This window comes from Pseudomonas sp. RIT778, from assembly GCF_019718735.1.
Classification (GTDB): Bacteria; Pseudomonadota; Gammaproteobacteria; order Pseudomonadales; family Pseudomonadaceae; genus Aquipseudomonas; species Aquipseudomonas aphyarum.
Window position 1 is genome coordinate 70909 of the sequence record NZ_JAIHBA010000018.1, and the last position, 12617, is coordinate 83525.

At 61.3% G+C, this 12617-nt stretch carries 11 protein-coding genes; 3 read left to right on the top strand and 8 right to left on the bottom strand.

Annotation, left to right across the window (positions count from 1 at the left end; all coding sequences use genetic code 11):
• Nucleotides 1-210 precede the first annotated feature (210 nt).
• Nucleotides 211-1989: an acyl-CoA dehydrogenase C-terminal domain-containing protein gene (locus K5E37_RS13735; RefSeq protein ID WP_221534112.1), complete on the top strand. Its 1779-nt coding sequence runs from the start codon at nt 211-213 to the stop codon at nt 1987-1989.
• A 227-nt stretch (nt 1990-2216) separates the two neighbouring features.
• Here K5E37_RS13735 and K5E37_RS13740 read toward each other — a convergent pair whose 3' ends face one another.
• Nucleotides 2217-3146 carry a LysR family transcriptional regulator gene (locus K5E37_RS13740; RefSeq protein WP_085609079.1) on the bottom strand — a complete coding sequence of 310 codons (930 nt, stop codon included), beginning with the start codon at nt 3144-3146 and terminating at the stop codon, nt 2217-2219.
• Between the two features lie 169 nt (nt 3147-3315).
• Between K5E37_RS13740 and K5E37_RS13745 the strand changes: the two genes are divergently transcribed.
• Entirely contained in the window at nt 3316-4599 is a 1284-nt protein-coding gene (locus K5E37_RS13745; protein WP_085609080.1) for an aspartate aminotransferase family protein, read from the top strand.
• A gap of 206 nt (nt 4600-4805) precedes the next feature.
• The gene (locus K5E37_RS13750) at nt 4806-4964 is read left to right on the top strand and encodes a YqaE/Pmp3 family membrane protein (RefSeq protein WP_003228885.1); all 159 of its coding nucleotides are present in this window, start codon (nt 4806-4808) and stop codon (nt 4962-4964) included.
• Between the two features lie 3 nt (nt 4965-4967).
• Here K5E37_RS13750 and K5E37_RS13755 read toward each other — a convergent pair whose 3' ends face one another.
• From K5E37_RS13755 to pqqF, 7 genes are all read right to left on the bottom strand, one after another.
• A complete protein-coding gene (locus tag K5E37_RS13755) occupies nt 4968-6776 on the bottom strand; it encodes a S9 family peptidase (RefSeq protein WP_221534115.1) in 1809 nt (602 codons plus the stop codon).
• On the bottom strand, nt 6742-7914 hold the full coding sequence (gene pqqE, locus K5E37_RS13760; protein WP_192559139.1) for a pyrroloquinoline quinone biosynthesis protein PqqE: 1173 nt from the start codon (nt 7912-7914) through the stop codon (nt 6742-6744). The genes K5E37_RS13755 and pqqE overlap by 35 nt, the downstream gene beginning before the upstream one ends.
• Nucleotides 7886-8161 (bottom strand): pyrroloquinoline quinone biosynthesis peptide chaperone PqqD, encoded by a 276-nt coding sequence (pqqD, locus tag K5E37_RS13765; RefSeq protein WP_007959876.1) that lies wholly within the window; start codon nt 8159-8161, stop codon nt 7886-7888. Before pqqD ends, pqqE begins: the two co-directional genes overlap by 29 nt.
• On the bottom strand, nt 8158-8910 hold the full coding sequence (pqqC, locus tag K5E37_RS13770; RefSeq protein WP_007959877.1) for a pyrroloquinoline-quinone synthase PqqC: 753 nt from the start codon (nt 8908-8910) through the stop codon (nt 8158-8160). The genes pqqD and pqqC overlap by 4 nt, the downstream gene beginning before the upstream one ends.
• Before the next feature lie 21 nt (nt 8911-8931).
• The gene (gene pqqB / locus K5E37_RS13775; RefSeq protein WP_221534117.1) at nt 8932-9843 is read right to left on the bottom strand and encodes a pyrroloquinoline quinone biosynthesis protein PqqB; all 912 of its coding nucleotides are present in this window, start codon (nt 9841-9843) and stop codon (nt 8932-8934) included.
• Nucleotides 9844-9927: 84 nt separating this feature from the next.
• A complete protein-coding gene (pqqA, locus tag K5E37_RS13780; RefSeq protein WP_003444522.1) occupies nt 9928-10002 on the bottom strand; it encodes a pyrroloquinoline quinone precursor peptide PqqA in 75 nt (24 codons plus the stop codon).
• 159 nt (nt 10003-10161) lie between these two features.
• Nucleotides 10162-12588, bottom strand: a complete 2427-nt coding sequence (gene pqqF, locus K5E37_RS13785) for a pyrroloquinoline quinone biosynthesis protein PqqF (RefSeq protein ID WP_221534120.1) — start codon at nt 12586-12588, stop codon at nt 10162-10164.
• Nucleotides 12589-12617: the final 29 nt, after the last annotated feature.

Sequence of the window (12617 nt, forward strand, 5' to 3'; positions counted from 1 at the left end):
TGCCGGCCCAGTTGTTCTCCCTGTAACACGCCACTGTTAAACAAAAGAGCCCGCAGATTGCGGGCTTCTTTATGGTTGATTGCTGGTGACTAAAAATAACAAAACAGTCACCGCCTGACCCTATGTGTCGCAAAAGTTGTTGGGTTACACTCCAGCTCAACGAAAACACCCTTCCACGAATCACCTGTTTAGATCTTTGCGAGGTTTGCCATGGCTGACTACAAAGCGCCGCTGCGCGATATGCGCTTCGTCCTCAATGAAGTGTTCGAAGTCGCCAAACTCTGGGCCGAACTGCCGGCCCTGGCCGAGACCGTGGACGCGGAAACCGTTGAAGCCATTCTCGAAGAGGCCGGCAAGGTCACCAGCAAAAGCATCGCGCCCCTGAGCCGTGCCGCCGACGAAGAAGGCTGCCACTGGGCCGACGGTGCCGTCACCACGCCGGCCGGTTTCCCACAGGCCTATCAGACTTATGCCGAAGGCGGCTGGGTCGGTGTAGGCGGTGATCCGGCCTACGGCGGCATGGGCATGCCAAAAGCCGTTTCCGCCCAAGTTGAAGAAATGGTCAACTCCGCCAGCCTGTCCTTCGGTCTGTACCCGATGCTGACCGCCGGCGCCTGCCTGTCGATCAACGCCCACGCCAGCGAAGAACTGAAAGCCGCTTACCTGCCGAACATGTACGCCGGTGTCTGGGCCGGCTCCATGTGCCTGACCGAGCCGCATGCCGGCACCGACCTGGGCATCATCCGCACCAAAGCCGAACCTCAGGCCGACGGCTCCTACAAGGTCAGCGGCACCAAGATCTTCATCACCGGCGGTGAGCACGACCTGACCGAGAACATCATCCACCTGGTGCTGGCCAAACTGCCGGACGCACCGGCTGGGCCGAAGGGCATTTCGCTGTTCCTGGTGCCGAAGTTCATGGTCAATGCCGATGGCAGCCTGGGCGCGCGCAACCCGGCGAACTGTGGTTCGATCGAACACAAGATGGGCATCCAGGCGTCCGCCACTTGCGTGATGAACTTCGACGAAGCCGTAGGTTACCTGGTCGGCGAGCCGAACAAGGGCCTGGCCGCGATGTTCACCATGATGAACTACGAGCGTCTGGGCGTCGGTATCCAGGGCCTGGCCACCGGTGAGCGCTCGTACCAGAACGCCATCGAATACGCCCGCGACCGCCTGCAGAGCCGTTCGCCGACCGGCGCGCAGAACAAGGACAAGGTGGCCGACCCGATCATCGTCCACCCGGACGTGCGTCGCATGTTGCTGACCATGAAAGCCTCGAACGAAGGCGGCCGTGCGTTCTCCACCTACGTGGCGATGCAACTCGATACCGCCAAGTTCAGCGAAGACGCCGCCACCCGCAAACGCGCGGAAGATCTGGTTGCGTTGCTTACGCCAGTGGCCAAGGCCTTCCTGACCGATCTGGGTCTGGAAACCACTGTCCATGGCCAGCAGATCTTCGGCGGCCACGGTTACATCCGCGAGTGGGGCCAGGAGCAACTGGTGCGTGACGTGCGCATCACCCAGATCTACGAAGGCACCAACGGCATTCAGGCACTGGACCTGGTGGGTCGCAAGATCGTCGGCAGCGGCGGCGCGTTCTACAAGCTGTTCGCCGACGAGATCCGCCATTTCACTGCAACCGCCAGTGCCGATCTGGGCGAGTTCACCAAGCCACTGAATGACGCCGTCGACACCCTCGACGAGCTTACCTCGTGGCTGCTGGACCGGGCGAAAACCAACCCGAACGAAATCGGCGCGGCGTCGGTCGAGTATCTGCAAGCGTTCGGCTACACCGCTTACGCCTACATGTGGGCACTGATGGCCAAGGCATCGCTGGGCAAAGAAGCGCAGGACGATTTCTACGCGAGCAAACTCGGCACGGCGCGGTTCTATTTCGCCCGTCTGCTGCCGCGGATTCACTCGTTGAGCGCGTCGGTCAAGGCCGGCAGCGAGTCGCTGTTCCTGCTGGACGCTGCGCATTTCTGATGATGTAACGTCATGTAAGCGATCTCTTACATGACGTGCTGCTGTTCTCCCATAGGCGTAGATTGGATCCAGAGCTAATCTACTTTCCATGGACGTCGCGCAGGAAGCGCAAAGCAACAACACGGACACGTAGGATTCTGCCAGGGTGGCGGAGTGAAATGGATGTCAGGGAAACAGTCTGCAAAGCCCCGCTTCGGCGGGGTTTTCTTATGCCCGCAGAAAAGTTTTCAGCTCAACGCGTCCAGCGGCGGCGCACCTTTCAGCGGTTTTTCCTCACGCTGCATCACTTCTTCCAGCAACGTTCGCAGCAAGGCCAATGGCGCCTGCTGGCGTTGCACATCGCGACACACCAGCCCGACTTTCAACGGCACGCGCGGCTCACTCAACGGTTTCCACAAAAGATCCTGATCGTCGTACTCTTTTTGCGAACGCCCAGGCAGCACCGTCGCCAGACGGGTATGCGGCAGGCTGTCGAGAATCCCCACCATATTGTTCAATTCGGCCTGCACTTGCGGGCGTCGCCCGAGGCTGGCCAGTTGGGCCTGCCAGATCTGGCGGATCTGAAATTCTTCACCCAGTAACAACATCGGCAATTCGGCCGCCTGACTCATCGAGACTTTCTTGAATTCCCGCAGCGGATGATCCGCCGGGATGACCAGCGTCAGTTCATCTTCGTACAGCATCACGCCGTGCAGGCCCGGCTGGCGTGGCGGCAGATAGCTGATGCCGATATCCAAAGAGCCGTTGAGCAGCCGCCGCTCGATCTCAAGCCCCGTCAGTTCATAAATCTGTACCACCAGATGCGGCTGGGCCTTGCGCACTCTCTCCAGCATTTGCGGCACCAGGCTGGTGTGCACGGTTTGCAGCACACCAATCGCCAATGTTCGAAGTGCCTGACCCTTGAAGTTGCCCAGCGCCTCACGCGCCCGCTGCATGCCGTCGAGCAGCGGCAAGGCGTGGTTGTACAGCGTGTGGGCGGCGAGGGTTGGCAGCAGGCGTTTGCTGCTGCGCTCGAACAGCGTGACGTCGAGGTTCTGTTCCAGATGGCGGATCTGCTGGGACAGCGCGGGCTGAGAGATCGACAGGCGCTCGGCGGCGCGTCCGACGTGACCTTCTTCGTAGACCGCGACGAAATAACGCAGTTGTTTGAAATCCATAAGTAATACTTATCGAAAATGCTGGGAAATCGAAATGGCTCGACGCCGTGAACAGGCCTAGTCTAACCGCATTCACAAGGCTTACAGGGCCGGAAAGCGCAATGACCAGCGTTTGTTTTGAAAGTGTTTGCATAGGCAGTTCAAAAAACCTCGATCGAGGTTTTTTTCAATGAATCTGTTCAGTTTGCGGCGCCAGACGCCGAGCCTCGATGACCTGGCTTTTGAAACCCAGGAATCGGATGCCGCTGACGGCCTGAATGCCGAGCGTCTGATGCCCAGCGTCGAACGCCCGCAGCAGGTATTCGTTCGCGGCCAGGGTTCCTGGCTATGGGACAGCAATGACCGCGCCTACCTGGATTTTTCCCAGGCCGGAGGCGCCAATAGCCTCGGCCACAGCCCTTCGGCGCTGGTCAAAGCCATTGCCAACCAGGCTCAAGCGTTAATCAATCCCGGCTTCAATCTGCACAACCGCGGCATGCTCAGCCTAGCTGAGCGCCTGTGCGCCAGTACTTCCAGCGATCAGGCGTATCTGCTCAACAGCGGCAGTGAAGCCTGTGAGGCGGCGATCAAACTGGCGCGTAAATGGGGCCAGCTGCATCGCGGCGGCGCCTCGCGGATCATTGTCGCCAGACAAGGGTGTCACGGACGTAGTCTGGCGACGATTTCGGCGTCGGACAGTTGCAATTTGCACAACCGTTTTGCGCCGCTGCTGCCGGGTTTCGACCTAGTGCCGTTCAATGACCTGCCGGCGCTGCATGCGGCGGTTGATGCGCAGACCGTGGCGATCATGCTCGAACCGATCCAGAGCGATGCCGGGGTGATCCCGGCGACCGAGCATTACCTCAAGGGTGTCGAACGCTTGTGCCGTGAGTTGGGGATTCTGCTGATTCTCGACGAGGTTCAGACCGGCATTGGCCGCTGTGGCACCATGCTCGCCGAACAATCCTACGGCGTGCGCGCCGATATCGTCGTGCTCGGCAAAGGCCTCGGCGGTGGCGTGCCACTGGCGGCGTTGCTGGCGCGAGGCAAGGCCTGCTGTTTCGACCCCGGCGAGTTGGGCGGCACTCATCACGGCAACGCGTTGATGACCGCCGCAGGGCTGGTCGTGCTCGACAGCGTGCAAGACCGCGCATTCCTCGAACAAATCCGGGACAACGGCCAGCATCTGCGCGAAGGGCTCGCTCGTCTGGCCCATCGTTATGAACATGGCGAGTTGCGTGGGCAGGGGCTGTTCTGGGGACTGACCCTGTCGGAAGACTCCGCCGAGGCCGTCGTCAAAGCCGCGCTGCATGAAGGCTTGCTGCTCAACGCCCCTCAAGCCAACTGCCTGCGCTTCACCCCGGCGCTCAACGTCAGCAAGGCCAACATCGACGAAATGCTCCTGCGCCTGGCCCGCGCCTTCTCCCGGGTACGCACCGCGCAGCTGCAATGCCGCAAAGGGATTGCCGTCTGAGCTGAAGTTTCCCACCCGAATTCAAGAACCGTCTCGCGGTATAACGCACGCCCCACGCCTGATTCTTTTGGCGTGGGGCGTTTTTTTATGGCCGGGTAATGGCGATCAGATGGCGAGATTGTGGTTTGCACTGAACCCTGACAAACGGCACAGGTCGATTAGCTTGTATGGCTCAGGTGAGCCAACCCCCAATCAGGAGCTGCCCCATGGACTTTATCCGCATCATCATCGCCATTCTGTTGCCGCCACTGGGTGTGTTTCTGCAGGTCGGGTTCGGCGGCGCGTTCTGGCTGAACATTCTGCTGACGTTGTGCGGTTACATCCCGGGGATCGTGCACGCGGTGTACATCATCGCCAAGCGCTGAGTCTCAGTCCGTCAAACCCATCACTCGCCGGTAGAACCGCCATTCCTGCTCCAGCGCATGGGCCTGGTTGGCGGCCCGGCGGAAGCCGTGGCGTTCGTCGGCGTAGTAATGCGCTTCGACTTCAATGCCGTTTTGCTCCAGGGCCGCGACCATGTCGCGGGTCTGTTGCGGCACGACCACGGCGTCCAGTTCGCCCTGAAAGAAAATCACCGGTACGCGAATGTTGCCTGCGTGCAGCAACGGCGTGCGGGCGGCGTAGCATTCGGCATCTTGCTCGGGGTCGCCGATCAGCCAGTCCAGGTAGTCGCCTTCGAACTTGTGTGTCGCGCGGGCCAGGGCCACCGGGTCACTGACGCCGTACAGACTGGCGCCGGCGCGGAACACTTGATGGAATGCCAGTGCGCACAGTGTGGTGTAGCCACCGGCGCTGCCGCCACGGATGAATGCACGTTCGCCGTCGATCATGCCGCGTTCGGCCAGATAGGCCACCACCGCACAGGCATCCTCGACATCCACTGCGCCCCAGCTCAGATGCAGCGCCTGACGATACTCCCGGCCATAACCGCTGCTGCCTCGATAGTTGAGGTCGGCGACGGCGAAGCCGCGTTGCGTCCAGTACTGAATACGCGGGTCGAGCATCGGGTAGCAGGCCGACGTCGGGCCGCCGTGGATGAACACCACCAGCGGCGGCTTCACATCGCCATTTGTGGCCGGGTAAAAGAAGCCGTGCGCTTCACCCGAACCGCTGGGATAGCGCAGGGTTTGCGGGCGGCTGATGCGCTCGGCTGGCAGCGGTGCGATACCGCCGGCCAGGACATTCACTTCACGCGATTTGCGATCGATGGCGATCACTGCAGAAGGGCTGATCGGTGAGGCGGCAATGCAGTAAATGAACTGATCGTCGACAGCCAGATGACGGAAGCGGCTGTAGTCGCCAGTGAAGTCTTCATCGTTGAGCGCCAGGCGACCGAAACCGCCTTCGCTCCAGCTCGCCAAAAATGCTTCGTCGGTGGGTAGCCAGGTGCAGCCGCCGAGTTGCCATGGGGCTGGCGCGTGATCGGCTTCGGCGCTAGCTAACGGTTGTAAGCCGTTTGCCGACTCGACCCACGGTTGCCAATAACCTCCACGATCGGTCAGACAGCCAAGTCGTCCGCTGGCATCGAAGCGCGGTTGCTGGATCGACTCTTCAAACGCTTCACCCGCCACACAACGCGGGGCGGAAAATCCATTGGACGAGAGCTCGGCGATCATCAGTCGAGTGGATGTCCACGGCTGATGCGGACGGCTCCACTCGATCCACGCCAGGTGCTGGCCATCCGGGCTGATGATCGGCGAGGCGTAAAAATCCGCACCTTCAACCAGCATTTGACGGGCGCCATTCGCCAGATCGATAGCCACCAACCGATGCCGATCACCGTTCTCTTCAACAGCCAGCACCTGCCCATCGGCAAAGTGCAGATCACCATATCGGCATTCCCCGGACGTCAATGCCACGGGCTCGCCGTCCAGCGTCTGGCGGTACAGCTGCTGGTCCGCCTCGTTGACGAAAACCACCCCGTCAGGCGTCAGACAAAACGCCCCACCGCCATATTCGTACACCCGACTGCGCACGCTGAGACCCGCAGGCGTCAGACATTTCGCCGCGCCATCACGCCAGTGCCAGATCCGGCAGGCGGCGTCTGTCGGGCGATATTCATTCCAGAACAAACCATGGGTGCCAAGTTGCAGCTCGGCGAAATCCACGCCGGCAGCAACCGCAGCGGTGGCACTGAAAGGCTCAGCCTTTGGCGATGAGGCGCGAGTTTCGTTCATTGCGAAAGGCCAGTTGTTCGATGGTCTGGGTGGCATGCTCGGCTTCTTCGCGGGCCTTGAGAATCACACCGTGATGTTCGGACTTGCTGCACACCGGATCGGCATTGCTAGCATCGCCGGTGAGCATGAAGGCCTGGCAGCGGCAGCCGCCGAAATCCTGTTCCTTTTCGTCGCAGGAGCGGCACGGCTCGGGCATCCAGTCATAGCCGCGAAAGCGGTTGAAGCCGAACGAGTCGTACCAGATGTGCTGCATGCTGTGGTCGCGCACATTGGGAAATTGTACCGGCAGCTGTCGGGCGCCATGACAGGGCAGGGCGGTGCCGTCCGGTGTGACCGTCAGAAACAGACTGCCCCAGCCATTCATGCAGGCTTTCGGGCGTTCTTCGTAATAGTCCGGGGTGACGAAAATCAGCTTGCACGGATGCCCTTCGGCTTCCAGTTTGGCGCGGTATTCGTTGGTGATGCGTTCGGCGCGAACCAGTTGCTCTTTGGTCGGCAACAGGCCGACACGATTGAGCTGCGCCCAGCCGTAGAACTGGCAGGTGGCGAGTTCGACGAAGTCCGCTTCGAGCGCGATGCACAGCTCGATGATGCGGTCGATCTTGTCGATGTTGTGCCGATGGGTAACGAAGTTCAGCACCATCGGATAGCCGTGGGCCTTCACGGCGCGGGCCATTTCCAGTTTCTGCGCGAAGGCTTTTTTCGAGCCGGCGAGCAGGTTGTTCACTTGCTCGTCGCTGGCCTGGAAACTGATCTGGATGTGATCGAGCCCGGCCTTCTTGAAGTCGCTGATCTTCTGCTCGGTCAGGCCGATGCCGGAGGTGATCAGGTTGGTGTAGAAACCCAACTGGCGCGCTTCACGGATCAGCTCGGCGAGGTCCTGACGCACCAGCGGTTCGCCCCCGGAAAAACCCAGTTGCGCCGCGCCCATCTCCCGCGCCTCGCGAAATACCTTGATCCACTGCTCGGTGCTCAGCTCTTTGCCCTGCTCGGCGAAATCCAGCGGATTGGAGCAGTACGGGCATTGCAGCGGGCAGCGGTAAGTCAGTTCGGCGAGCAGCCACAGCGGCAGGCCGACTTCCGGTTTGGCCGGGACTTGCACCGATGACTCAGGCAAGTTCGATCCAGTGCTGCGCACGGGCAACCTCCATGAATTGCTCGATGTCGTCACCGAGCTCGGGTACGCCGGGGAACTGTCTGTCGAGTTCGGCAATGATTGCCGCGACGTCCCGCTCACCGTCGATCAGGCCGCCGATCAGCGCGGCACTTTCATTGAGCTTGATCATGCCTTCCGGATATAGCAGCACGTGGCCTTTCTGGGCCGGTTCGTACTGGAAACGGTAGCCGGGACGCCAGGTCGGGGTCTTGCTGCGGTCGAAACTCATAAGGCGATTCCTTTATGCCAGACCCGTTGATCGGTGACGCTGTGATACGGCGGGCGGTTCAGTTCGTAGGCCATGCTCATGGCATCGAGCATGCTCCAAAGAATGTCCAGTTTGAACTGGAGAATTTCCAGCATGCGCTCCTGGCCTTCGCGGGTCTTGTAGTGCTCCAGCGTAATCGCCAGGCCATGCTCGACATCGCGTCTGGCCTGGCCGAGACGAGTGCGGAAATATTCGTAGCCGGCCGGATCGATCCACGGGTAATGCTGCGGCCAGCTGTCGAGGCGCGACTGGTGGATCTGCGGCGCGAACAGCTCGGTCAGCGAGCTGCTGGCGGCTTCCTGCCAACTGGCGCGGCGGGCGAAGTTGACGTAGGCATCGACGGCGAAACGTACGCCGGGCAGCACCAGCTCCTGGGAACGCAATTGATCCGGATCGAGACCGACGGCCTGGCCCAGACGCAGCCAGGCTTCGATGCCGCCGTCTTCACCGGGAGCGCCGTCGTGGTCGAGCAAGCGCTGGATCCACTCGCGGCGGATCTCGCGATCCGGGCAGTTGGCGAGGATCGCCGCGTCTTTCAGGGGGATGTTCACCTGATAGTAGAAGCGATTGGCGACCCAGCCCTGGATCTGCTCGCGGGTGGCCCGGCCTTCATACATCGCGACGTGATACGGGTGATGAATGTGGTAATAGGCGCCCTTGGCGCGCAGGGCCGCTTCGAATTCGGCGGTGGACAGCGGGGTGTCGGTCATTGCGGTTCTCCGGGCCATTCGTTACAGGACGATGCTCATGCCGTCATACGCCACTTCAACACTGCGCCGCACCAGTTCCGCGCGCTCCGGGGAGTCTTCGTCGAGAATCGGGTTGGTGTTGTTGATGTGGATAAGCACCTTGCGCTGCTCGGGAAGCTGCTCCAGCACTTCGAGCATGCCGCCGGGGCCGTTCTGGGCCAGGTGGCCCATTTCGCGGCCGGTGCGGGTGCCGACGCCACGGCGCTGCATTTCATCGTCGTCCCACATTGTCCCGTCCACCAGCACGCAGTCGCTGCCGGCCATGATTTCCAGCAATGGCGCGTCGACCTTGCCCAGGCCCGGGGCGTAGAACAGTTTGCCGCCGGTGCTGAGGTCTTCGACGATCAGGCCGATGTTGTCGCCCGGGTGCGGGTCGAAGCGGTGCGGCGAGTAGGGCGGTGCTGCGCTGCGCAACGGCAGCGGGGTGAAGCGCAGGTTCGGGCACGCAGCGACGGTGAAACTCTGGTCGAGTTCGATGCGGTTCCAGTCCAGCCCGCCGTTCCAGTGCTTGAGTATGGTGAACAGCGGGAAACCGGTGCTCAGGTCTTCGTGGACCATGTCCGTGCACCAGACTTGATGCGGGCAACCTTCGCGCAGGCTGAGCAGGCCGGTGGTGTGGTCGATCTGGCTGTCCATCAGGATGATCGCGCTAATGCCGGTATCACGCAGGGCGCGGCCCGGCTGCATCGGGGCGAAGCTCTGAAGCTGCGCGCGGATGTCCGGGGAGGCGTTGCACAGCACCCAGTTCACGCCGTCATCGGAAATCGCGATGGACGATTGGGTACGGGCCTGGGCATTCAGGCTGCCGTCGCGAAAACCGGCGCAATTGACGCAGTTGCAGTTCCACTGCGGAAAACCGCCACCGGCGGCCGAACCCAGAATCTGGACGAACATGAACGCTCCATCATTTCAACGCTGAAAATAAAACGCCCCGGCGAGCCGAGGCGTTGCACTGCAGTGTTCTGCTTGAGGCAGGACTCAGCGGCTGGCGAAGTACATGGTGACTTCGAAGCCGATGCGCAGGTCGGTGTAAGCAGGTTTGGTCCAAGCCATCGGGTGACTCCTTTTTCAGGTGGGTGAGATAGCGCTATCCATAGGTATAGTCCACGGCAGCACAGGGATGTTCCAAATAGTTAGGTGGCTATGTTACTCAAAATTTCGGTGGCTTTGCCCGTGAATCTTTGAGAAAGCTCCTTGCAGCCCCGGTAATGATCATTTTGCCGCTTGCCATGGCGCGCCCGGCGCAGGGCTGTTGGCCAGACCATGCCAGCCGCCTTCGGCGCGGATCAGACGTTGGGCAGCGGCCAGCAATGTCGGGCGATCCAGTTGAGCGATGGCGCTGCGCAATTGCACCAGATAATCCGACGAGTGGCCGGCGAGGCGGGCCTGCCACAGGAGTTCAGCCGCATCTTTGCCGGACAGGACGTTGTCATCGAACTGATCGGCAAGCGTCTGGCGTTGCTGAGTGAGGCTGGCGGCATCCAGCTGTTCGACAAGGGCTGACAGGTCATCGAGAAACTGCTGAATGTGGTCGAGCAATTGCGCGGCGGTGGCCGTGGGCGATTGCACACCGAACAGCAATCCGGTCTGGCCGTGGAACTGGCGCAACCCGCTGAACACGGCATAGCCGAGTTGCAGTTCGACGCGCAGGCGTTGGTAGAACGGTGTCTGGCACAGGTGCGCGAGCAGGCGCCACGCGGCTTCGTCGTCGATTTCACGGCTGGCGGTCGGGCAGAGCAGCAGCAAGGCATGTTCGCTGGACGCGCTGTCGATCTGACTCCACCGGTATCCGGCGTTGATTGCCGACGGTGCGGGAATTTGATTGTCCGGGATGCCGGGGATGCGACTCAGGGCCAGACCCATGGCTGACTGGGTTTGCGGGCTTAACCCCAAAGCCAGACCGTCCCAGCGGGAAGTTGTCCACAGGTGGGCGGCGTCATCGGATTCGCCGATGGCTGGCAGGCACTGTTCGGGCAGTATTTTGAGCAGTTGGCGGATCGGTATCAGCGACGGTTGTGGCTCGCCTTTTGCGGAATCGGCGCCTACTTGTGTCAGAGATTTCAGCGCGTGTTCCAGGACAACGGGCAGCGTGTCCTGCAGGCCAGTGAGTTTCAGCAGCCACTGATCAGCTGAGGCGCTGAAAGACAACTCGACCCCAGCCTGACGCGCGTCGTCGGAAACCTCCCGCAGACTGCGTTGCAGTTTCGCTTGCAGCTCGGTCGTGGCCGCCGCTTCCGTCTGCCAGCGCACATACACCGCACCTTCGTCACCGTTATCCGGCAGCGCCTGGCTGAATTGCATCGGCGAGCGTTCGCGGCGGCTGCGCGAGCGATCCTGAGCAAACGTGCGCAGGCCCCGGTGGGCGCTGGTCTGGCCGCGGATCAGGCCGGCGTTGGCCAGTGGCTCGGCTGCGCGCAGGAACGGATTGGCAGCGGGCAGATGCCAGTGACTGCTGAAGTTATCCACAGTGCCGATTTTGCCGAGAATCACTTTGAGCGCCGCAACGGCCGTTTCGGAGATTTCATTCTCGAGTTGTTCGCTGTCGAGTCGGGCCAACTGCAATGCACCGCTGACCTGCTGCTGCCGTTCAAGCAGCGTTGCATACTCCTGACGCAACGCCGGCCAGTCCTGCTGCGCTGCGAAGAAACTCAGCCAATCCAGACAATGCTCGCGAATGAGGTCGAGCGAACCGGAAGCTGAAGTGAACTGAAGATGCAGCAAGGCTTGCCCGCCGAACTGGTACTGCACGCTAGCTTGCAAGCCGTCAGCGAGCCCCTGCTGCCGCAAATGCGCGAGCAATCCACCGGGTTTGGCGCTGTTCAGCCAGTGACAGAGAAACGCCAGCGCCTCGGCCGACGACTCCGGCAAATCCTCCAACGCAAACAGCAGATTGCCGTGCCGCTCGCCGACCTGTTGATAACTTTCTTGTGCGTTGTCCATCAAGCGAACGGGGGCAGCCTGTGCAGTTTTATCCCCAGGCGTCAGCGTGGCGGCAAACTGTTCGGCCTGCGTGCGCAGTTCTTCAACACTCTGCGGCCCGAGCAGGCTCAAAGTCATCTGCCCGGTGCGGTAAAACTGCTGATGAAAGTCTTTCAACGCCTGCTGAAAATCCGCTTGCTCTAACGGCAGGCTGTCGCGGTTCCCGGCATGAAAGCCGCGCAATGGATGTGCTGCCGACAATCCCTCAAACAGCGCCTCTTTCTGCTGAGCCGCAGCATCCTGCGACCACGCGACAAACTCCGCCTGCAACACTTCCCGTTCCCGCAACTGATCGTCCGTATTCATACGCGGGTGGGCGAGCATGTTTGAAAGACGCTCCAGCCCACCGCTGAAGGACGCTGGCGGCAACTCAAAGAAAAAATCGGTGGTGCGCTCGCGGGTGCTGGCATTCACCTGACCGCCGTGACCTTGCACGTAGGCCATCAGCCCTTGCTGTGCAGGAAAACGCTCGGTGCCGAGAAACAGCAAATGCTCAAGGAAATGCGCCAACCCCGGCCACGCCAACGATACGTCATGACTGCCGGCAGCCACCCGCAACGCGGCGGCGCTGCGCTTCAGGCCGGGCACGTGACGCAGGGTCACGCGCAAGCCGTTGGCCAGGGTTTCTGTGTGGGGGCGGGGGTGAGTCGGCGCAGGCATGGGCACTTCCAGAACAGTGAAGTGCCAAT